Source organism: Actinokineospora bangkokensis (assembly GCF_001940455.1).
Taxonomy (GTDB): Bacteria; Actinomycetota; Actinomycetes; order Mycobacteriales; family Pseudonocardiaceae; genus Actinokineospora; species Actinokineospora bangkokensis.
The window spans coordinates 342168-365567 of sequence record NZ_MKQR01000011.1 but is presented as its reverse complement, the minus strand read 5'-3'; the positions used below and the strand labels follow the sequence as shown (position 1 = coordinate 365567).

At 75.7% G+C, this 23400-nt stretch carries 9 protein-coding genes; 7 read left to right on the top strand and 2 right to left on the bottom strand.

The window, feature by feature from the left end; translation table 11 throughout:
* The first annotated feature begins 2 nt into the window (after positions 1-2).
* Positions 3-11402, top strand: a complete 11400-nt coding sequence (locus BJP25_RS34130; RefSeq protein ID WP_075975042.1) for a scabin-related ADP-ribosyltransferase — start codon at positions 3-5, stop codon at positions 11400-11402.
* A gap of 16 nt (positions 11403-11418) precedes the next feature.
* On the opposite strand, the gene BJP25_RS12555 is transcribed toward BJP25_RS34130, so the two are convergent.
* Entirely contained in the window at positions 11419-12846 is a 1428-nt protein-coding gene (locus BJP25_RS12555; protein ID WP_075975041.1) for a pyridoxal phosphate-dependent decarboxylase family protein, read from the bottom strand.
* 141 nt (positions 12847-12987) lie between these two features.
* Here BJP25_RS12555 and BJP25_RS12550 point away from each other — a divergent pair, with 141 nt between their 5' ends.
* The 4 genes from BJP25_RS12550 to BJP25_RS12535 all read left to right on the top strand — a co-directional run bounded on the left by BJP25_RS12550 (position 12988) and on the right by BJP25_RS12535 (position 20139).
* A complete protein-coding gene (locus BJP25_RS12550) occupies positions 12988-13500 on the top strand; it encodes an Lrp/AsnC family transcriptional regulator (RefSeq protein ID WP_075975040.1) in 513 nt (170 codons plus the stop codon).
* Positions 13501-13554: 54 nt separating this feature from the next.
* Positions 13555-16071, top strand: coding sequence for a hypothetical protein (locus BJP25_RS12545; protein WP_075975039.1), 2517 nt, complete (start codon positions 13555-13557; stop codon positions 16069-16071).
* A gap of 148 nt (positions 16072-16219) precedes the next feature.
* Positions 16220-17080, top strand: a complete 861-nt coding sequence (locus BJP25_RS12540) for a hypothetical protein (protein WP_075975038.1) — start codon at positions 16220-16222, stop codon at positions 17078-17080.
* Complete coding sequence (locus BJP25_RS12535; protein WP_084793939.1) at positions 17065-20139, top strand: right-handed parallel beta-helix repeat-containing protein; 3075 nt, start codon at positions 17065-17067, stop codon at positions 20137-20139. Before BJP25_RS12540 ends, BJP25_RS12535 begins: the two co-directional genes overlap by 16 nt.
* A gap of 13 nt (positions 20140-20152) precedes the next feature.
* Here the strand turns inward: BJP25_RS12535 and BJP25_RS12530 are convergent, their stop codons facing one another.
* Positions 20153-22030, bottom strand: coding sequence for an Hsp70 family protein (locus tag BJP25_RS12530; RefSeq protein WP_075975037.1), 1878 nt, complete (start codon positions 22028-22030; stop codon positions 20153-20155).
* Between the two features lie 163 nt (positions 22031-22193).
* Here BJP25_RS12530 and BJP25_RS12525 point away from each other — a divergent pair, with 163 nt between their 5' ends.
* Together BJP25_RS12525 and BJP25_RS12520 are read left to right on the top strand one after the other, a co-directional pair.
* Complete coding sequence (locus BJP25_RS12525) at positions 22194-22742, top strand: histidine kinase (protein ID WP_075975036.1); 549 nt, start codon at positions 22194-22196, stop codon at positions 22740-22742.
* The gene (locus tag BJP25_RS12520; protein ID WP_075975035.1) at positions 22733-23398 is read left to right on the top strand and encodes a response regulator transcription factor; all 666 of its coding nucleotides are present in this window, start codon (positions 22733-22735) and stop codon (positions 23396-23398) included. Before BJP25_RS12525 ends, BJP25_RS12520 begins: the two co-directional genes overlap by 10 nt.
* Positions 23399-23400 lie beyond the last annotated feature (2 nt).

The window sequence follows — 23400 nt, the reverse complement described above, 5'->3', positions numbered from 1 at the left end:
CCATGGGCATGATGGTCTCCGACGAAGTGCGCACCATGTTCCACGTCCTGACCGGCGAGGAGTGGCCGGACGCCGACGAGAGCGCCCTGCGCGCCCTAGCCGACGCGTGGGACCGGGCCGCCGCCCAGCTCAGCGGCGAGCTGACCCCGGAGCTGCTGCGCGCCATCGCGACCATCAGGTCCACCTTCACCGGCGACGCCGAGCAGGCCTTCGCCGACCGGATGGCCCCGTTCGCCGAGGGCGGCTCCGGCAGCCACCTGGCCAACGCCGAGGCGCAGTTCCGCCAGCTGGCCAAGTTCCTGCGCGAACTGGCCCTCGACGTGGAGTACGTCAAGCTCGTCTCGATCATCACGCTCATCACCCTGATCGCGGAGATGGCGTGGGCCATCGCCATGGCGTTCTGGACCTCCGGCGCCAGCATGGTGTGGCTGGCCGCCCGGGTGGCGATCGTGCGGTTCCTGCTGCAATCGCTGCTCGGGCGCCTGCTCATCAAGGCGGTGCAGGCCCAGGTCTTCGGCATCCTGTTCCAGGTCGCCATCGACGCACTCGCCCAGACCATCCAGTTCGGCATGGGCACCCGCACCACCTGGAACACCAAGTCCACCCTCGGCGCGATCGCCGTTGGCTCGCTCGGCGGCGCCCTGTCGCTGCCCATGGCGGTGGTGGGCAAGGCGGCGGGCTCGGTGGTCGGCAAGACCATCGCCGAGATCGGCGTGGAGTCGCTGCACGAGACCCTGACGGAGGCGATCTACAAGTACGCCACCGAGGGCACCTTCGAGATGAACCCGTTCGCCGCGTCCTCGGGCGCGGTCTCCGGCTCGGCGGGCGCCGCGGGCGCGGCCATCGGCGGCTTCCTGGCCCCACCCGCCACCCCGCCCGCGGGCGGCGGCAAGCCGGGTGGCGAGAAGGGCAACCCCGGCCCCGGCACCACGACGACGGGGTCCACCACCGGTTCCACGGGCAGCGGCACCACCCCGCCCCCGACCACCAGCACGACGACCAGCACCCCGATCGTCGTCACCCCCGGCACCGGCACCACGGTCGCGGGCACCTCCGGCACGCAGACCCCGCCGACCTCCAGCCCGCAGACCCAGCCGACGGTCAGCACCACCCAGGCGCCCGCGCCGACCCCCACTCCCGCGCCGCCCACCACCCAGCCCACCACGGCCCAGCCCCCCACGGCCACCACCTCAACGCCGACGCCGTCCACCACCACCGCGGGCACCACCACGACCTCCGGTTCCACCCACCCGAACACCACCAACCCCACGACCAGCCCGTCCACCAACCCCACCCCGGCGCCCGTCACCCCGGCACCGGTGGGCTCCGGCCAGTCGTCCACCCCCACGCAGTCCACCCCGACCACGACCCCCATCACGCCGTCGACCTCGACCCCGGCCACCACGGTGCCGGTGGGTACCGGGCAGTCGGCCACCCCTCCCCAGACCACCCCGGCAGGCAACAACCAGTCCAGCGCCCCCGCGAACTCGACGCCCAGCGGCACGGCGCCGGTGGGCACCGGTCAGTCCGGCACGCCGGCGGTCTCGACGCCGAACGGCACGGCGCCGGTGGGCACCAACCAGCCCGGCACGGCGCCGGCGGCGACGTCCACCGCCACCTCCGCGCCCGCCGGCAACGGCCAGTCGGCCCCGGCTGCCACGGCCCCCGGCAACGGCCAGTCCACGTCGGCGCCGCAGACGACCCCCGCAGGCACGGCCCCCCTGGGCAACAACCAGTCGACCGCCCCGGCAACCTCGACCGCACCCGCCGCCACGCCCGCGGGCAGCACCCAGACCACGCCCGCCGCGACCTCCCCGGCGGCGGTCAACCAGCCCAACACCGCCTCCGAGCTGGTCAACACCACGCCGTCGACGACCACTTCGGCGGCCGTCAACCAGACCACCACCCCAGGCGCGGCGACGACGAGCACCACCCCCACGGCGTCCTCGGTGAGCAACGGGCAGTCCACCTCCACCGAGTCCACTTCAGACAAGCCTGCCGCTCCCGTGACCCTCTCCCAAGCCCCGACGAACACCGCCCCGGCACCGTCCACCACCCCCGCGAACGCCACCACCACAACGACAACCACGGCCACCACGGCCACCGCCCAGTCCACCACGACCCAGTCGAGCACCACCCAGTCCAGCACCACCCAGACCGCGACCCCTTCGACCCCCGCCACCACCCCGTCCGCCAAGGCCCCCACCGCGCCCACAGTCAACACCACGACCACGACCACGCCGGCCAACGCGACCGCCGCGGCGTCCACCGCACAGCCCGCCCCGATCGCAGCCCGTCCCAAGAAGACCCCGAAGTCCCAGATCGCCAGGGCAGCCCGCGCCGCAGCGGCCACCACGCCCACCCAGACCCCGGCCGCGACCCAGACCCCGGCCACGACCCCCGCCACCCAGGCCCCGGCCACGCCGACCCGCACCGCGCCTGCGACCGCGACCGCCACGGCGTCGTCCGCAGTGTCGTCCTCCGCAGCGCCCACCCGTCCCGACGTGGTGGCGGGCCACGCGGGCTCCACCCTGCGCACGACCCCCGCCCCGACCGCCCTGCCCTCGATCGCCACTTTCACCGCCAGGGCGCGCCGGGCCGAGGCAGCGGTCACCGCCGCGTCGACCGCCCAGACGCACTCCGCGCCGATGCCGGGGCGCTCGTCCTGGGCCGTGCGGCAGGCCCAGTTGGCGCACTACAACGCCCAGGAGCACAACCGGACCGCGCAGGGTGCGCTGCTCGGCACGCAGGCCGCCGCGGCGCCGTTCACCGCCGCGGTGAACACCGCCCAGGGGCAGCTGTCCTCCGCCCGCACCGCCTTGGTTTTCGCCGCCGTGCGCGACAACCTGGCCCGGCGCCAGGTCAACAACACCACCGCGGCGGTCAACACCGCTCTCGTCGGCGCCAACGCCGCGGTGGCCAACGCCCAGGCGGCCGTCACCGCGAACCCGGGTGACGTGGCGGCGCTGTCGGAGCTGACCGACGCCCAGCGGGTCGTGGCCGCGTTGCAGCAGCGGATCACGGACGCGACCGCGAGGGCCCGGCAGACCACGGCCACGCGGACGATCGCGCGCAACAACTACCACACCGCGCGGGCCGCCCTCGACACCGCGCGCACCGCCGCCCGCCCGTTCGAGGCGTCGCTCGCCGCCGCCCAGACCGCCGCGACCACCGCGCAGACCGAGGTGGGCAACGCCCGCACCGCCCTCGACACCGCCCGCGCCCAGCACGCCGCCACGATGCTGGAGACCGCCAACGCCGCCGCCGAGGCGGGCCGGGCCGCCACCGCGGTCACCGCCGTGCGCACCGCCATCCAGAACGCCAGGGACGCCATCGCCGCCGTGGACACCGCCCAGGCCCAGGCCGACCACGACGCGGCCGTGCTGCGCCGGTGGACGACCCGGTCCCAGGGCGCGAACCGGGGGCTGAACGAGGCCACCCGGACCGCCGCCGACCTCACCGCGCAGATCGCCGCACTCGACGCGTCGTCGACCCCGGACCCGACCCGGCGCGCCGAGCTGGCCCAGTCCCTCGCCGACACCAACGCCGAGATCGTCGACCTGCGCAAGGACGTCGCCTACACCGGCGGCAAGCTCCAGGAGGCGGGCACCAACGCGGTCGCGGGCCAGGGCCAGGTGATCGCCGCGACGACCGCCGCGAGGGCGGCCGTGGCAGCCCTCGACGCCCCCACCCAGGCCCTGCAGGACGCCCACGACGCCGCCGTCGCCGCCGACTTGGCCGCCACTACCGCCGCGGAGACCGCCGAGCAGGGCGCCACCGACGCCAAGGCCGCCGAGGACGCGGCGAAGGAGGCGGCCAAGCAGGGCGAGGTCGAGCGGTCCCTGACCCTGGTGTCGTCGCTGCCGCCGAGCGGGCGGATCGAGGTGGAGTCGATCGGGTCGCGCGCCGCCCTGGTCACCGCTGTCGCCACCCTGCTCGGCACCACCGCCACCCGGGCCGACGTGCAGACCGCCGTCGACGGCCTCAGCGCCGACGACCTGGCCGCGGTCGCCAACGGCAACGGCCAGGTCACCGTCACCACCACCGGCGGGCCGGTGCGGGTCCAGCTCACCGGCACCGTGCTGCGCCCCGGCGACACCCGCACGAAGGACGCCGTCAGTGGCAGGCCGGACGCCACCCCCGGTTCGTCGCGCTCCACCGGCCAGGACGCGCAGACCCCGCTGTCGGAGTCGGTGTCCAGCTCGCTGCCGCTGCGCATCCCGCTGTTCTCGGCCATCCCGATCCCCGGCGTGGACCTGGTGCTGCGGCCGACCGTCTACGTCGGCGCCACCGGCAAGCGCTCGCAGACGATGGGCTCGACCGCCACCGCCAAGGAAGGCGCGTCCACCGGCGACCGCGCGCTGGTGCAGACCGCGCTGGAGATCACCGCGGCGCTGCCCGGTGGCGCGCGGTCGGCCCCGGTGTCGCTGCGGATGGACCTGCGCGTCCCGGACGTCACCCGCACCGCGCCGCAGACGGTCGCCCTGCCCGCCAGCACCCAGACGGCGATCAGCCTGGACGGCACCATCACCGTCGAGGCCGCCCAGGCGCCCGTCGCGCTCACCGACTCGGTCACCGCCGCGCTCAACAACGGCACCCACGCCGCCCCGGTGGACCGCGACACCGTGTTCACCCTGCTCAGCTCCCAGGCCAACACCAACCTCGACCGCATGGTCAACGTCGACGGCCGCGACGTCACCGTGCGCGGCAACGGCCAGCCGCAGGTGACCCTCATCGGCACCACCACGATCGCCACCTCCGCCAACGCCAAGCACGCGGGCAGCAGCGGCACCAGCCGGGGTGCGGAGGCCAACGCGGGCGCGGGCCTGTTCGTCGGCAAGTCCTTCAGCCGCTGGGGCTTCTTCGTCGGCGCGTTCGTCGACTTCGCCAGCGGGCTGACCGCGGGCCACACCAAGACCACCGAGCAGGCCGTCGACCGCGGCGTCGGCGACACCGAGCTGGTCTACCAGGTGCAGCGGCCGGTGACGGTCACCGCCGACAGCCACACCGCCACCGGGACCCTGGAGAGCACCATCCGCGTGCCGGTCGAGCTGGCCAGGGCCCAGGGCCTGCCGCTGCCCGCGCACCTGGCGAACTCGGCCAAGCCCACCACCGGCGCGGGCACCGGCCCGTACCTGCTGGGCACCGACGACATCAAGTCCGTGCCGGGCGCCCAGGCGATCGCCGACCACATCACCACCGGGTTCACCCTCGGCGCCGAGGGCACCAAGGCCGTCGAGGCGCGCTTCACGGGCAAGAACGCCGTGCAGGCGGTGTACAACTCGATGTACGGCGGCGAGCCGGTCACCTGGGTCGAGGGCAACCAGGTGCACCAGGTCGAGGTGCACACCTCGATCCGCCCGCCCACGACCACCGTGCTCAGCTCGCAGACCAAGTCCACCGTGCAGGACCAGAACAACGCCCAGCACCGCAGGGCGCTGGCCGCCACCCGCTCGGCCAAGATCGGCGTCGCGTTCGAGTCCCGGCCGGTCGGCAAGGACTCCCCGGGGGCGGACCTGCCCAAGCCGCGGCCGCAGGACGGCGACCCGCGCCCGTTCCAGGGCGGGCCCACCACCTCCGCGGGCGCCCCCCGCGTTGCCGTGGCCGCGGGCTACGAGAACTCCCGGTCCACCAACGCGGGCACCACCGCCCGCGACGCGCGCGCCACCAGCTACACCGGCGAGTTCCGCGGCTTCGACGGCACCGTCGACGTGGTGGTGGTGCACCGCACCGTGGCCACCCCGAACTGGTTCCAGCGGGTGTTCATGGGCGGCATGATGACCGGCGGCCCCCGCGTCGACCAGCGGCTCACCGAGCCCTCGACCGCCGACGTCGCCACCGCCATCGCCACCGGCACCACCACGGCGCCCGCCGCGCAGATCCAGGCGTTCACCGTGCCGGGCGCGGTGCGCGTGGCCGCCCCGGCGGACAAGCTCGACTGGGCCGTGCGCGCCCTGCCCGCCAGCCCGATGCGCGAGGGCATCTACCTCGGCGCCGCCCCCGCGCTGCCCGCGGGCGCCCGGCCGATCACCCCCGGCACGCTGGGCGAGTTCGCCACCGTCGAGCACGTGCGGGTCACCACCAACACCACCGAGGGCGCCAACATCGCCCTCGCCAAGAGCGTCGAGGCGCTGTCGCCCGCCCCCGGCGGCAGGCCGACCACCGTGCGCGAATCGCCCTTCGGCGGCGGCAGCTGGGCCTCGTGGGGCAGGCGCGAGATCACCGAGACCCGCGGCGGGGTCAACACCACCTTCCGCTACAAGCTGTCCCCGATGACCAAGCCGGGCAGCACCCCCGGCGAGACGATCCGGTACTTCCTCGGTGAGGTCGGCAGCCGCGGCCGGGCCGCGCTCGGCCTCGGCGGGCAGCAGGCCAAGACCGCCGACATGGTCCAGCCGGGCCGCGCCACCGACTTCAACGGCGCCCTGGTCGCGACCACCACCTACTCCTCGCCCCGGCTCATCGACATCCGCACCAACGGCACCCTCCAGCGCAACCAGAGCGGCGACCTGGCCGTCAGCAACACCCGGGGCAAGGCCAAGGGCGTCGAAGCCGAGCTCAACCTCGACGTCACCCCCAAGCGCGCGACCGGCTGGGGCGCGCGCCTGCGGCTCAACCTGGGCCTGGGCAAGAAGTGGGGCGGCACGCTCGCCCGCGACTTCGCCTCCGGCGGCAAGCAGGCCTACGAGTACAAGGGCCCGACGGCGTGGATCGCGCTGGACACCCGCTACGAGTTCGCCGCGGACATGAACATCCGCAACGCCGTCAAGACCAACAGGTTCGGCGCGCTGCCGGTGGTCGTCGACCAGCCCGACGGCGCGCTGGTCCAGCTGCCGGTGGCCTCGGCCATCGCGCTGTTCCAGCAGCAGGGCCTCGACGTGCCCGCCGAGCTGACCGCCGCCCTGCCCGAGGCCCCCGCCACCCCCAACACCCCGGCGACGACGCTGCTCACCGCCCCGGGCACCTACACCTCGCAGAGCCAGACCACCGTCATCAGCAGCACCCTGCACACCCCGCCCGCCACCGCCCTCGCGCCGAACCCGGACGCGCTCGACCCGGTGCGGACCCAGCTCACCGGGCTCGGCGTCACCGGCAAGTGGCAGAACCTCGTGCTGGAGCAGGTGCGCGACCTGCTGAGCACCCCGCGCGGGCACGTGTTCCTGCGCGACCCGCTCGCAGGCGACGAGGCGCTGATCTCGGTGTCCGACACCGACGTGCTGTTCGAGGACGTCGTCGACATCCGGATCACCTCCGCCCCCTCGACCCGCGCCGCCACCCCCAGCGGCGGCGTCGTCCCCAACAGCCAGGCCACCACCGGCTACGCCTCCCCGTCCACCACCCGCACCACCACCGACACCACCTCCGGCAGCGCGAACCTCCTGGTCGGCGGCAGCCACAGCACCACACCGCCGGTGCCCGCGGCCCCGCTGGGCCCGGACGGCAAGCCGGAGAAGGTCACCCCCAGCGCCGGTGCCGCCAGCGGTGCTTTCGGCGTGCAGCCGGGTCTCAGCGGCAGCAAGGCGAACTCCACCACCGACCCGACCAGCGGCGGGGTGAAGACCAGCCAGCAGGTCAAGGTGGACAAGGTCGGCCGCTCCACCCACGAGGTCGACCACACCCTGGTCATCACCCGCTACCGCAGGCCAACCCCCGCGCTCGACGCGTTCGCCGGGCCGGTGGTGCGCCACATCGACTTCACCAGGACCAGCGCGGCGCCGGTCGTGCTGCCCGGCGCGGTCGACCTCGTCGCCCCGGACACCACCGTCTCGCCCGCCCTCACCCAGCCCACCACCGCGCCGACCACCCAGGTGGTCGCCGCGACCCCCGCCCGCAACGGCGTGCTGGGCGCCGGGTCGATGTGGGCGCTGGAGTCGCTGGGCCAGGACACCACCCGCGCGATCCGCGACACCGCCTACGCCCTGCTCGGCGGCAGGCCGCCGCGGCTGGGCGCCGTCACCGCCCCCGCGCTGCAAGCGGCCAAGGCCGTGCCCTCCGACTTCACCCGCCCGGGCGGGCAGGGCGAGCACGTGCTGCACGGCTTCACCCGCGGCAGTTCGCTGCACAACGGCGGGTTCACCATGTTCACCAGCGACGACTACCGCACCGAGCGGGTGGAGAGCCGCAAGCACACCACCTACGACAACCTCTACGACGCCAAGGTCACCGCGCAGTTCCGCCCCGGCTCGTTCCGGTTCGTCGCGGCCAGCCCGGACGGGGTCAAGGTCGACCTCGAGCGCGAGACCGAGGACTCCCGCTCGCACGGCTCGTCCACCGCCGTCACCTGGACGCGCGGGGTCAACGACCCGGGCCTGGGCGGCACCACGCTGCCCGCGGGCCAGGGCACCCCGGTCGGCTTCGGCGTGGCCCCCACCCCGGGCGCCGACAACGGCTCCACCGCCACCGACGCCCAGGCGGGCAGCGGGTCGGCGTCCGGGAGCCGGTCGCAGAGCGGCCGGTCGTACCTGTTCACCGCCGACGCCGACTTCTTCGTCGAGACCCGCGCGCACCACTCCAACAAGGTGGCCGCCGCCGTCGGCGCCGTGCGCGACCGGCTCACCGGGCGCCCGGACGGCGAGCGGCCCAAGGTCGCCCAGGTGCACTCCCAGCAGGACCTCACCGTCCGGGTGTGGGAGGCCGACGCCCTGCGCGAGGGCCTGATCACCCTGCACGACGTGTGGACCCACGGCGGCAAGGCCCCCGCGGCGAGCACCGGCCTGCAGGTCACCAAGACCGGCGACGGGGCCGTCCTGCACGCCGCGGGCCCCGCGCCCGCGCACACCCCCACCGTCCCGGCGACCCGCGACGACACCGGCCGCACCCTCCACATCGGACCCGGTGTCACGCAGCAGCAGGTCACCGACTTCGTCGAGTCCTTGCCGGTGGAGATGCGCCCGGTCGACTTCGCCATCACGACCCCGGCCACCACCACGTTCACCGCCGCGGACCTGCGCCAGGCCGTCGGCGGGATCGGTGCCCCCACCACGCCGTCGCCGTGGAGCGCCACCGAGGTCAGGGCCGAGGCGCGCGCCGCCGACCACGGCTTCGGCCCGCTGACCCCCACGCAGCGGCACGGGCTGCGCACCCAGGCCGACGCGATCATCGCCCAGACCCACGACCTGACCCGGCTCGACAACACCGGTCTCACCGACGACGTCACCACCATCGTCGCGCTGCACCTGCACCGCGGCGGCACCCCCCAGCAGGCCACCACCCTGTCCACCGACATCGCCGGCGGCCTGGGCACGCAGGTCCCGACCACCCCGGCCGCGACCACCGGCACCACGACCGGGACCGGCACCACCACGACGACCACCTCCGGCCCGACCACCACGACGACCGGCACCGGGCTCGGGACCTCCAGCGGCGCCGTGCCGCTGGGCGGCACCACCGACACCGTCGCGGGCCACTGGCCCACCCCCGCCCCGACGACCCAGGCCCCGGCCCCGGTGCCCGCGCCGTTCCCGGCCCCGGCCGAGTACCAGGAGTTCACCGCGCTGCCCACCACCGCCCAGGCCACGGACGGTCGCTGGGAGGTGCGCGGCGACCAGGGTGAGCCCAGCGTCGCCTGGCACAGCGGGGCGGGCCTGATCGGCCTCTACGAGCCGGACGGCCCCTCGGACGGGACATTCGTGTCCGACCGCGGCGGCAGGCTGCGCAACAACACCGGCGTCTTCCAGTGGTTCCGCGGCACCGTGGCGGGCGACCCCATCGGCTACAGCCTCGACCGCGGCAGCAGCCACCCGGAGGTCGGCACCACCACCTCGACCCGCCCGGTGGCGCCCGACGCGGTGGCCATCCCCGGCTTCGAGACCACCTTCGCCGACCAGTACGCGCAGTGGCGCACCAGCGGCGAGGACCTCTACCACTTCAGCCGCAAGCCCCCGACGCAGGTCCTCGCCGAGGGCGGCCTGGCGCCCAAGGGCCACGGCACGACCCGCCACCTGCTCGACTACGTCAACAACGGCCACCGCGACACCGCGTTCCTCAGCGCCACCACCGACCCCGGCGCGATGGCGCTGACCCAGCAGGCCAACCCGGACCGGGTCATCCCCAGCAACTACGACTACGTCTACGTCTTCCGCGCCCCGGGCGGCATCGACGTCAACGCCACCCTCGACCTGGCCAGCCCCTTCCCGGACCAGAAGGAGATCACCTTCCCGGGCGGGGTCCGCTCGGAGTTCATCGTCGGCTACCGCGCGGTCCTCGGTGACCAGCCGGTCGGCCCGATCCACCCGATGCCGCAGCTGTCCCCGGACACCGTCGGCAGCCTGCCCGCCACCCAGCCCGCTCCCGACGCGGGCACCCCGGTCGAGGCGCCCACCCCGGCGGCGCAGGACTCGCCCGTGAGCGCGGGCACCAAGCGCTCCCGGGACGACTTCGAGGCCGACGAGGGCCCGGTCACCGAGGTGGAGCCGCCCGCGAGCAAGCCGATCACCGAGCGCCTGGTGCCGCCGAGCGCGGCCGAGACCGCGGCGCTGACCGCCGTGGTGGCCCCCGGCACCCGCTTCACCGACCCGTCGCTGTGGGTCGGCCTGGTCAACGGCGACCGGTCGGCGGCGGGCCGCGACGTCAACTGCCTGGACTCCGCGCTGGCCTTCCACGCCACCTACCGCGGCGAGCCGCGGGTGGCCGGGGCGAGCGCGACGGGTGCGGCGCCCGGGGGAGTGGGGGCCGCCACCGGCGCCGCCACCTCCTACGCCCCGGAGCTGATCGGCAAGGGCCCGCTGGCGCTGGCCGAGGTCATCGACCGCGTCACCCGTGGCGGCCACGGCTCCGACGCCGTCCTGATCGCCTTCCCCGCCACCGGCGGCCCCGGCCACGCCTGGAACGTGGTCAACCACCACGGCACCGTGTCCCTGGCCGACCCCCAGGCGGGCACCCTCACCCCGGCGACCCCGGAGGCCATCACCGGCCTCGGCCGCGTCTACGCCATCCCGGTCGACCCGGACGGCGGGTTCATCGGCACCACCCCCGCCCCCGTCCCGCGCCCGCAGTCCACCACCCCGGCCATCGCCGCCGAGTTCGACCGCGTGTCCACCGCCCCCGACCCCGACTGGTCGGCTTACCAGGACTTCCTCGACGACCAGCGCCCCCTGCTCGACCCGCGGCAGCAGGCCGAACTCGACCTGCACGCCCGCGACGTCGACATGCGCCGCATCCGCGAGGGCGTCCTCGCGGGCACCCCGGTCCGGCTGCGCGACTCCCTGGCCACCCTGGTCCCCACCGCGGACGGCCTGCGCGTGGTGGGCGCCGCGATCACCGCGGAACTGGCCGCCGACCTCGCCGCCATCACCAGCCGCGACGTCATCGCCCTGGTGGTCGGCAGCGATGGCGAGGAGCCCTGGGGCCTGCGCTTCCCGCCCCGCGGCAGGCCGCTCCCGGTCACCGAGGACGAGGTCTGACCCGCCCGCCGCGGCGTCACACCCGGGAGGCCTCCTCGGCGATGATCTTCAACGCCTCGGTGACCCGGTCGTGGTGGGTCCGGTGGGAGACGACGCAGACGCGCAGGGTGAAGCGGCCGTCGAGGGCGGTGCTGGAGAGGGCGACGCGCTGGTGGGCGTTGATCCGCTCCAGCAGCAGGCGGCCCGCCCCGTCGGCCTCCCGGGCGGCGGCGGGGGTGTCGTCGCGCGGGCGCACCCGGAACACCACGGTGGACAGGTCGGGGCGCAGGGGGACCTCCAGGCCCGCGACCGCCGACAGCGAGTCGTGGACGTGCTCGGCCAGGTCCAGCTTCTCGTCCAGGGCCGCCCGGAAGGCGTCCACGCCGTGCAGGTGCAGGGGGAGCCAGGCGCGCAGGCCGCGGATCTCGTGGGTGAGCTCGGGACCCAGGCGGGCGGGGTCGGGCACGCCGCCCGCGCCGATGTCCTGCAGGTAGCTGCCGGTGCCGTCGTGCGCGGCCCGCAGGGTGGCGGGGTCGCGGACGACGAGGGCGCCGGTGCCGAAGGGCAGGAACAGCGTCTTGTGCGGGTCCAGGGTGATCGAGTCCGCCGCCGCCAGGCCGTCGAGGCGGCGCCTGCCGCGGTCGGTGAGGGCGAAGAAGCCGCCGTAGGCGGCGTCGACGTGGAACCACAGGTCCTCGGCGCGGGCCAGCTCGGCCAGGGCGGGCAGCGGGTCGACGGTGCCGGTGTCGGTGGTGCCCGCGGTGGCCACCAGCAGGAACGGGCGCAACCCCGCCGCCCGGTCGGCGCGGATCATCGCGGCGGTCGCCTCGGGGTCCATGCGCTGGTCGGCGGTGTGCGGCACCGTCCGCACGTTGGCCGCGCGGATGCCCGCGAGGCGGGCGGCCTTGGCGACCGAGTGGTGGGCGGACGCGCAGGTGTAGACCGTGCCGGTGGCCAGGTCCTCGCCCAGCCGGTCGTGGCGGGCGGCCACCGTCGCGGAGAAGGTCGCCATCGAGCCGCCGCTGGTCATCAGCCCGCCGCTGCCCGCGGGCAGCCCGCACACCCCTTGGGCGAACCAGCGCAGCACGCTCTCCTCCAGCGCGGCCAGCGCGGGGGCCACCAGGGCGAAACCGCCGTAGCGGTTGGTGGCGCGGGTGTAGAACTCCGCGAGCGCGGCCGTGTACAGGCCCCCGCCGGGGACGTAGGACAGGTGGCCGGGGCCTGCCGTCTCCAGGGCGCAGTCGGCGGCCTCGTCCAGGCGGGACAGCAGGTCGCCCAGGTCGCCGCCCCGCGCGGGCGGGGGTTCCAGGAACGACTCGACCAGGTCCGCCACGGCCGCCGGGGGGTGGGCGTTGGTCGCGGGCCGCGACGGCAGGCGCTCGGTGCGCGCGATGACGTGCTGGAGGACCAGGTCGCCCATCTCGCGCATCGCGCGGCTGTCGGGTTCGAGGGAGGAAGGGTGCACGGTGCGGTTCCCGTCGTCCGGAGGTGGTGTGCGACGCGGGTCAGGGTGCACCGCGGAACGCGGCACGCGATGGCGAGATCACGCGCCTGGGCGCCGCCACGCGCACGAATCTGCGATGAAAGCGCCCTTACGCTGCACCCCATGCCACAACCCCTCTACGACCGGGTCGACCGGGCGATCATGGAGCACCTCCAGCGCCACGGGCGCACCCCCAACGTCGAACTGGCCGAGGCCGTGCACCTGTCCCCGACGTCCTGCCTGCGGCGCACGAAGGCGCTGGAGGCCGACGGCGTCATCGCCGGCTACCGCGCCGACCTCGACCGCGAGCGCCTGGGCCTCGGGCTGACGGTGTTCCTCTCGCTCAAGGTCGAGCACTCCCGCACCAGCGCCGCCGAGGTCGGGCAGGCGCTGGCGGCGATCGAGCACGTCGTGGCCTGCCACGTCGTCTCCGGCGACGCCGACTTCCTCGTCGAGCTGGCCGTGCCCGACCTGCGGACCTTCGAGGCCGTGCTCTACGACCGGGTGCTGGCCATCGCCCCGATCCTCGACGTGCGCAGCACCGTCGTCATCCGCACGATCGTCGACCGGGGCCCGCTGCCGCTCACCTCCTGGGCCGCCCGGCCCGCGCGCCAAGACGATCGCGAGGCCCGGTGAACCGCGGGCCCCCCGCCGCCCGTGGGAGCGGTGACGCAGCGGGAAGGAGGGCACGTGGACCAGGAGATCACCGTCGAGCGGGTCGGGGGCGCCGTGCTCGTGCACGACGGGCGGGGTGACGCCGCGGCGGCCGAGCTGGCCGCGGCGCTGCCGGTGGAGCGCCACCGGACCGCCGTCGTCGTGGGCGCGGCCGCCGCGGCCGCCGTCGCCCGGCTCGACCCGTGGGTCGTGGCCGACCTCGACGAGCACGTCCAGGGCGGGGTGCGGCTGCTCGCGGCCGGGGCGGGGGCCGCGGCGCCCGGCGCGCTGCCCCCCGCCCGGCTGCTCGCCGACCGCCTCGGGGTGGAGGTCATCGCCCCGGACGGGCCGCTGACCGCGGTGCCGGGCGGGGTGTTCGTCCCGCCGCCGGGCACCGGTTGGGTCGCCTACCGGCCCGACGGCGGGCACCGGCGCGGCGGCCCCCGCCACCCCGCGCCCTGGTGGCAGGACGACCTGCCCGCCGACCTGCCGCCCGGTGCCACGCAGGTCCCGCTGGGCGTGTGGGTCCGCCACCCCGATGCCCCCGCGCGCGACGACGAGATCACCACCTGCCCCCAGGACCCCGCCCGCCCGGTCGTGGTGGTGGGCGCCCCGGGGGAGCAGCCGCCGGAGCCGTCCTCGGTCCGCATCGTCCTCAAGGGGCTGTCCGACGCCGCCCGGGACTGCGTGGTGCTCCTCGACCGCACCGCCGCGGGCCTGGCCCAGCCCGTCGCCGACGAACTCGGCGCCCCCGTCCGCGTCCTGCACGGCCTGCCCACCGGCGACGGCACCCGGCTGGTGCACGTCGCCCCGGACGGCACCCGCACCTGGCAGCCGTTCGCCCTGGAGAGCGTCTACCGCCCCACGGCCCCGCCGGTGGTGGACCGCTGGGTCGCCCCGCTGCCCCGCCTGCCGCTGATCGCCCCCGCCGCGTACCGCCTGGCGCCCGGCTGGCGGGTCGACGTGGTCGCCCGCGGCCTGCTCGTCCGCCCCGACGCGGTGGAGCCCGACCCGGCGTGGCACGCGCCGACCGGCTCGACGGCGGACGTGCTGCTGGCGGCGGGCCCGGAGGTGCCCGCGCAGGTCGTGGCCGCCCTGGACTCGCTGATCGCGGCACTGCCCGCGGACGCCAAGGCGCACCTGCGGGTCGTCCCGCTGTCGTCCCTGGCCGCCGAGGCCGCCACCCGGCTGAGCACGGCGCGCGGGAAGGTCGCCCCGGTGCCCACCCGGTCCGCCACGCGGACGTTCGAGCACGTCATCGCGGACGTGGTGGTGACCGCCGACGGGCGCGTGCTGCCCGCGACCCTCGTCGTGGCCAACCCGCGCACGTCGTGGGTGCGCGCCACGGCGGAGCCGACCACTCTCAAATCGACCGCTGTGGAACCGACCACTCCGAAGCTCGCCGCTGAAGAGCAGGCTGCTGAGGAGCAGGCCGCTGAGGAATCCGGCCGCATCTGCGGCGAGCTGGACGTCGAGGCCGTGGCGCAGGTGCGGGTCCCCGCGCAGGCCGTCGCGCCCCCGCACCCGGTCGAGCGCGCGCTGCCGCTGCCGCCGCTGTCCACCGCGGTGCCCGCCATGGCCCCGCCGCCGATGGCGTCGCTGGCCCAGGCGACCACCGCCCCGCCCCTGGGGGTGCCCAGCGTGGCCGCCCCGTCCGTCAGCGCCCCCACGCCGCGCAAGCCCGCGGCGCCTGCTGTGGACGAGCCCGAGCCTGCGGACACGCCCGAGGCACCGGCGATCGAGTTGGCCCCGCGCCCGCTCCCGTCCGTGCCGGTCGCGCCCGAGGATGTCCCCGCAGCCGCCGAGCTTCCTCCCCTGACCGCCCTCACCACCGCTGTCGCGCCGCCCGTGCTGCCCCAGGCCGCCCCGGAGCCCGCCGCAGTTCCCCCCGCGGCACCCGCACCGGCGCTCGCCACGGAGGTGCCCCCGGACGCGCGCAGTACGCCGGAACAACGCCACGAGGTCCGCCAACACCTCGCCAACCGCTACGACGTCGCCGTGCGCGCCGTGGCCCGGCTCCTGGCCGAGCGCCCCGGCATGCGTACAGCGGGCACCGACCACTCCGCGCTCGTGGCCGAGCTGGCGGTGGTGCGGGTGTTCGCCCTCAACCCGTCCGAGGACTTCGACACCGCCTTCCACACCTGCCTGGCGGCGGGCCTGCGGCTCCTGCCGACCCTGCGCGGCGTCGTCGTCCGCGGGCTCAGCGACCTCCCCGCCGTGGGGGACGTGCTGCGCACCCCCGCGCCCGTGCTCGCCGTGACCGCCGCCTCCGACTGCGCGCTCCCCGGCGTGGAGCTGTTGATCTGGACCACCGCGGCGCGCCGGTTGTCGGGGCTGGTGGACGACGACCAGGCCGACGACGTGGTCCTGCCCGCCCAGACCCGGTTGCGGGTGCTGGCCGTGGAGGACGGCCGGGTGCTCGCCGTGGAGGACGGGCTGCCCGTCGACCCCGCCCTGACCCGCCTGCGGGCCGCGGCGACCCGCCGCGCGGACGCCTCGCTGGACCCCGTGGAGGGCTCGGCCCGTTGGTGCGGCGCGCTTCCCGTGGGCTGATCAGAACCGCGGGCGCGGGGGCGAGGGCGGGTGCATCCGCCCTCGCCCCCGCGCGTTTTCGGGGGTGCGCGAGCCCGGTGAACCGCGCGCCGCCCCCCACCCGTGTTGTGGCTGAAGGCACCAGCCCCCGCTGACCGAAGGAGTCCCGATGCCCACCCAGCACACGCGGTTGCTCGCCCTGGCCGGGGCGGTCTCCGACGGTTGGCTGGTCGTTGCCCGCGAGGCGTTGGCCGCGGGTGACGCCGAGCGGTTGACCAGCCTGTTCGACGCGCTGGCGGCGGCCACCCCGGCCGCGGCCGCGGTGCCGGACTTCGCGGCCGGGGCGGCCGAGCACTCCGCCGCCGACCGGGCCGTGGTCGCGCTGGCGGCGGAGCTGCCGATCACCGCGTGCTGGCGGGTCCTGCGCGGCGGGACCGACGCCGTGCACCTGGTGCAGGCCGACGAGGCCGCCGACCTGCCCGCCGTCACCGCCGCGGTGCAGGCCGCGCTGGAGGCGGCCGGGGAGGCCGCGCCGCGGGCGGAGGTGTTCGGGCCCACCACCGCCCTGCCCGCCTACCACGAGGCCGCGCTGCTGGCCGCGACCCTGCTGTGGTCCGCCGAGCCCGCCGTCGGGGTGCGCATCGCCAGGACCTTCGACGGCGCCACCCCCGACGGCGGGCCGTTCTTCGCCGCCACCCGCGAGCTGGTGGTCGACGTGGACGAGCGGCAGCGGCTGCTGGACTTCCTCGGCGGCGGCGAGGTCGTGGCCCCCCTGCCGGGCACGCTGCGGGACCTGATCGCGCCGGTGAGCGGTGCGGTGCCGGTGGACCTGCGCTCGGACGGGGAGTGGGTGTGGTCGGACGCCGCCCGCTACTACCTCGACCGGCACATGGTGGCGCCGGACCCGGAGCTGGCCAGGCACGCCGCCGAGCGGCCCGGCCCGGCGCGGCTGAGCCACCTGGACCGCCACCGCGTGCGCGCCGCGCTGGCGCCCGCCGCCGAAGGGGGTCCGCTGTGGCGGGCAAGCTGACCGGTGTGCGGTCGGTGCTGAGCGTGTCGCCCGGTGAGGCGGACTGCTTCCGCACCATCAGCGACGCGATCGCGGCCGCGGCCGACGGGGACGTGATCTCGGTGCGGCCCGGCACCTACGCCGAGTCCGTCGTGCTGGACAAGGAGGTGACCCTCTCCGGGGCGGGCTCGGCGGGGGAGGTGCGGGTGGAGGCCTCGGGCGACCCCGCGCTGCGCTTGGCCGCCGAGCACGCCACCGCCTCCGGCATCGTCTTCGCCCACAGCGGCGGGGAGAGCGCCGTGGAGGTCCGGGGCGGCACCCTGCACCTGGAGGAGTGCGAGGTCGTCGCGGACTCCTCGGTGGCGGTGGTCGTGCGCTCCGGGGGCGACCTGCGGGCGCGCGGCAGCGTCGTCACCAACCCCGGCGGGGCCGGGGTGCTGGTGTTCGAGGACGGCCGCGGCGACCTGCGCGGCTGCGCGCTGCGCGGCATCCAGACCACGGCGGTCGTGGCCCGCGGCGGCGCGGCGCCCCGGCTGCTCGACTGCACCATCGAGGACGCCCAGGGCGCCGTCCTGGTCGCCGACCGCTCCGGCGGCACCGTCACCGGCACCGCGGTGCGGCGCATCGGCGGGTCCGCGATCGTGCTGGAGGACCACAGCTCCCTCACCGTCAACGGAACCGCCGTGTCCGATGTGGAGGGTGTGGCGCTGCTGGCCGCGGGCGGGTCGGAACCCGTCCTGCGCGACTGCCGGGTCGAGCGCACCACCGCCCAGGCCATCGTGCTCGTGCAGGCGTCGACGATCCGGCTCGACCGGGTGCACGTCGACGCCGCGGGCGGGCACGCGCTGCACGTGGTCGAGTCCTCCAGCGCCGAACTGGCCGACTGCACCGCGACCGGCACCGGCCACGACGCCGTGCTGGTGCACGGCGGGTCGGCCGTGCTGACCCGCTGCGAGCTGACCGGCGGGGCGGGCGCGGGCGTGGTGGCCGACGGCGACGCCGACGTCCGGCTCTCCGGCACCACCGTCACCGGCGCGTCCGGGCCCGCGCTGCTGGCCAAGGGCACCGCCCGGGTCACCGTCGACGGCGGCGCGCTGCGCGAGTCCGCCACGGGCGTGCTCGTCGAGCAGTCCGCCCGCGGCGAGGTCGTCGGCTGCGACATCAGCGACAACCGCGGCGACGGCGTGGTCACCACCTCCGCCGAACCCCTCGACGTGCGCGGCTGCCGCGTCGAGCGCAACCGCGGCCGGGACCTGCGCACCGAGGACGGCAACGCCAGGGTCGTCGACGACGGCGCCCGGCGCGGGCGCGAGCAGCGCCCCGCCACCGACGCGCCCCGAGCCCAGCGCCCCGAGCCCGCCGCCGACCCGGCGGAGGACGACGACCGACCGGCCGACAAGGACGAGCGGCTGGCGCAACTGCTGGAGCAGCTGAACTCCCTGACCGGGCTGGCGGGCGTCAAGCGCGAGGTGGAGACCCTGGTGCGCCTGCACCAGATGGCCGAGCGCCGCGCGGCGGCGGGCCTGCCCTCACCGCCGCTGGGCAGCCACCTGGTGTTCGCCGGGTCCCCCGGCACCGGCAAGACGACCGTCGCCCGGCTCTACGGGCGCATCCTCGCCGCGCTCGGGGTGATCCGCACCGGGCAGCTGGTCGAGGTCGCCCGCGCCGACCTGGTCGCCTCGATCATCGGCGGCACCGCGCTCAAGACCACCGAGAAGTTCGAGGAGGCCCTCGGCGGGGTGCTGTTCATCGACGAGGCCTACACCCTGGCCGCCGGGGCGGGCGCGGGCGGCGGGCACGACTTCGGCCGGGAGGCCATCGACACCCTGGTCAAGCTCATGGAGGACCACCGCGACGACGTGGTGGTGATCGTGGCGGGCTACACCAACGACATGCGCCAGTTCCTCGCCACCAACCCCGGCCTGGCCTCCCGCTTCGCCCGCACCATCGAGTTCACCGACTACTCCAGCGCCGAGCTGGTCACCATCGTCGAGGGCCTGTGCTCCAGCCACCACTACCGGCTGGAGTTCGAGACCCGCGACGCCCTGCACGGCTACTTCACCGACTTCCCGCGCGACGCCAACTTCGGCAACGGGCGCACCGCGCGCAAGGTGTTCGAGGAGATGGTGGGCCGCCAGGCCTACCGGCTGGCCGAGGACACCGACGCCGACGCCGTGGCGCTGACCCGGCTGCTGCCCGACGACCTGGGCCCGCTGCCCGGGGCGGCGGTCGGCGCGGGCGCGGGACGCTTCGACGAGGAGCGGGTGGAGGAGCTGCTGGGCAAGCTGCGCAACCTGGTGGGCCTGGCCGACGTCAAGCAGGAGGTCGCCGCCATGGTCGACCTGCTGGCCTCGGCCCGCCAGCGGCAGGCCGCCGGGCTGCCGGTGCCGTCGCTGAGCAGGCACCTGATCTTCGCGGGCCCGCCGGGCACCGGCAAGACCACCGTCGCCCGCCTCTACGGCTCGATCCTCACCGCCATGGGCGTCCTCGCCCAGGGCCAGGTCACCGAGGTCAGCCGCGCCGACCTGGTGGGCGAGTACGTCGGGCACACCGCCCGGCGCACCACCGAGGCCTTCGACCGCGCCCGCGGCGGGGTGCTGTTCATCGACGAGGCCTACACCCTGTCCACCAAGCCCGGCGGCGGGCACGACTTCGGCCGGGAGGCCATCGACACCCTGGTCAAGCTCATGGAGGACCACCGCGACGAGGTGGTGGTGATCGCCGCGGGCTACGAGCGGGAGATGGCCGGGTTCCTCGACATGAACCCGGGGCTGTCCTCGCGCTTCTCCCACCGGGTGCGCTTCGCCAACTACACCGCCGACGAGCTGGTCACGATCGTCAACCAGCACGCCACGACCTCCGGCTACGAGTGCACCGGCCCGACCGTGGCCGCGCTGCGCGGGCACTTCACCGCCGTGGTGCGGGGGGAGTCCTTCGGCAACGGCCGCTACGCCCGCCAGGTGCTCGACGAGGCGATCACCCGGCACGCCCGCCGGATGCGCTCGATCGAGGCGCCGACGGTCAACGAGCTGTGCCTGCTGCTGCCCGAGGACGTCCCCCCACCGCTGCACCAGGGGTGAGCGGGTGCCCGGGTCAGGTCAGGTCGCCGCAGCGCGACGCCCCGGCCTCCTTCGCCGCGCCCGGCACCCAGCGCACGTTGGCCAGCGACACGTCGAAGGCGCCCTCGGTGTAGACCAGGAAGAACGTGTTCACCTTCTTCGGGTCCAGGCCCGCGTCGGTGAAGCAGGACAGCGGGATGCGCACCGTGGACTTCTTGCCCACCGGCAGCTTGCTGAACAGCGACTTCGCCTCCACCTGCGCCGCGCACGGGTACTCGCAGTGCACCGCGATGGTCGTGCGCACCGCGGGCGCCTTGGTGACCACGGCGTCGAACACCAGGGCCGTGTCGTTGGTGGTGTAGCGGGTCATGTCCCGGCCGCCGCGGGTGTCCTGGAAATAGAGCTGGCCCGCGCCTTTGCCGCTCCACACCGCGTGCAGCCCGTTCTCGTCGCCCACCTTGCCCGGGGTGACGCCGATGGCGGTGTGCTTGGCGGTCTCGCCGTCGCCGAGGAACGTGCCCGCCCAGTTGTCCGCGGAGCCGATGATGCTCTTGAACGGGCCCACGTCCGCCTTGTCGAAGACGGTGAACTCCTTGCCGTCGCTGCCGTCCCCGAGCGGGGCGGCCGGGGCGGCGTCCCCGCCCCGCGCCGCCGGGGCGTCCTCGTCGCCGGTGGTCAGGAACGCGGTGGCCAGCGCGACCACCAGCACCACGACCGCGGCCGCGGCGGCGGGCACCAACCACTTCGGCCTGCGGGCCGGGGTGCGCGCGGCGACCGGCTCCGGCGCGGCCGGGGGCAGCTGCGGCAGCGGCTCGCCCGACGGCGGGGTGCCGGGGGGAGCGGGCGGCGCGGCGGCCGGGGTGCGGGAGACCGCCGCGGCGCCCAGCGCCACGGTGTACTTGGGGTGCAGGCCCACCCGCACCGGCCTGCCGAACGCCTCCGACACCATCTGCGGCACCAGCGGGATCCGCGACGACCCGCCCGCCAGCAGCACCGCGGCCAGGTCGTCGGGGCGCAGCCCGGCCGAGGCGATGGTGCGGTGCAGCGCCTCGGTGGTCAGCTCCACCGACGGCTTGATCATCTCGTTGAACTCCAGCCGGGTGACCAGCAGCTCGCGCTCCCCGGCGGGCAGCGGCACGCGCAGGGTCACGTCCGGCTCGGTGGACAGCTCCTCCTTGGCCCGCACGCACAGCGCCCGGATGGCCGCCAGCGCCCGCGCCGAGTCCGGGTCGCCGGGGTCCAGCGCGCTGATCGCGCCATCGAGGCTGCGGTCGACGTGGGCCACCAGCGCCTCGTCGAAGTCCATCCCGCCCAGCCGCTCGACGCCCTCGGGGGTGCCCAGGATCTCCATCCCGCCCGCCCGCGCCCGCAGGATCGTGGTGTCGAAGGTGCCGCCGCCCAGGTCGTAGACCGCGACCAGCTCCCCCTCGCCGAGCCTGCGCTCCATCGAGTAGTGCGTGGCCGCGGCCTCGGGCTCGGTGACGATCCGCGCCCCGGGCAGCCCGGCCAGCCGGGGCACCTCGTCGAAGTGCTCGCGCCGGTAGGGCCCCCACACCGCCGGGCAGGTCAGCACCACCTGCTCCGGCGGGGCGCCCTCCTGGGCGGTGACGTAGGTGACGACCTCGCGCAGCTGCGCGGCCAGCAGCGCCGCGGGCGAGTAGGCCACACCCCCGATGACCAGCGGCGTCGGGTCGCCCAGCCGCCGCTTGTGCCCCCGCGACAGCCGCACCGGGTCCTTCGCGCCGACGACCTCGGCCGCCACGCCGGTCAGCAGCGCGCCCTCCACCGTGGAGTACACCACCGACGGGACGACCACGTCCTGCCCCAGGGGCACCATCCGCGTGCCCGACTCCCCGGCCACTGCGGCCGCGGTGAAGGTCGTGCCGAGATCAATGCCGAGCCCGTAACCCACTGCCGCACTCCCTGCGTCCCGTGCCCCGGTGTCCTTGCCGTCCCGCTCCACCGGGGAGATCACCACGGATGGTAGTGCGGCGACCGCGCAAGTAGGGAGATCCCTACTCGGTGCTGGGGTGCTCCTCCTTGTCGGACCGACCCGCGCGGGGGAGGCTGGCCCCGTGAACGGACGGCCGGGCCCCCTGCTGCGCCGGGTGGGCGGGTGGCCCACCCGGCTGCGACCGCCGTCCCCGCGCACCGCCCGCCTGCGCCACGACCTCGAACAGGCCGTGCACGACGGCCCGGCGCTGCGCACCTCCGCGCTGGCGCTGGAGCTAGGCTTGCTCGCCGTGACCGTCACCGACCCCTGCCTGCGCGACCGCGTCGAAGCGGTCCAGGACACCGTCCGGGAGGTGATCGACGACCTGCGCGCGGTCGGGGAGGCGCTCTACCCGCCGGTGCTGACCGGCGCGGGCGTCGAGCCCGCCCTGCGCTCGGTGGCCGAGCGCCGCGACATCACCCTGGACCTGCGCGGACCGACCGAGCACCTCGACCGGCGCGCCAGGGTGCGCACCTGCCTGCTGATCGCCGACCACCTGCGCACCCTCGCCCCGGGCAGCGCCGCGCGGGTGCGGGTCGCGGTCGGGCGCCGGTTCGCGCGGGTGCGCATCACCTCCGACGAGCCGGGGCAAGCGCGCCGCAGGCACTGGGCGGTGGTCCGGTGCGGGTAGCCATCGCCGAGGACGGCGCCCTGTTCCGCGAGGGCCTGGTCCTGCTGCTGGAGGCCGCGGGCCACGAGGTCGTCGGCTGCGTGCCCGACGGCGACCGGCTGCTGGCGCTGGTCGCCACCGAGCCGGTGGACGTGGCCATCCTCGACATCCGGATGCCGCCCGAGCCCGACGGCGGGCTGGTGACCGCCGAGCGGGTGCGGGCGATGAAGCCCGACACCGGCATCCTGCTGCTGTCGCACTACGCCGAGACGCACTACCTGATGCGCGTGCTGGAGATCGGCACCGAGCGCATCGGCTACCGGCTCAAGGAGCGGGTGGCCGGGGTGCAGGTGCTCGACGACACCCTCAACCGGATCACCGACGGCGAGATCGTCATCGAACCGGTGCTGGCCAAGCGGTTGGTGCAGAACCCGGCGGGCCGCGACGGCGGCGCGCTCGACGCCCTCACCGAGCGCGAGCTGGACGTGCTGCGGCTGATGGCCGAGGGGCGCACCAACAACGCCATCGCCGCGGAGCTGTTCATCTCGGTCAAGGCGGTGGAGAAGAACATCGCCGCGATCTTCACCAAGCTCGACCTGTCCGGCGACCCCTCGGTGCACCACCGCCGGGTGCTGGCGGTGCTGGCGTACCTGCAGGCCCGCCGGATCGACGGGTAGCC

Coding starts and splice junctions, on each gene's coding strand:
- BJP25_RS34130 (WP_075975042.1), top strand. CDS start 3: ATGGGCATGATGGTCTCCGACGAAGTGCGCACCATGTTCCACGTCCTG.
- BJP25_RS12550 (WP_075975040.1), top strand. CDS start 12,988: ATGCCACAACCCCTCTACGACCGGGTCGACCGGGCGATCATGGAGCAC.
- BJP25_RS12540 (WP_075975038.1), top strand. CDS start 16,220: ATGCCCACCCAGCACACGCGGTTGCTCGCCCTGGCCGGGGCGGTCTCC.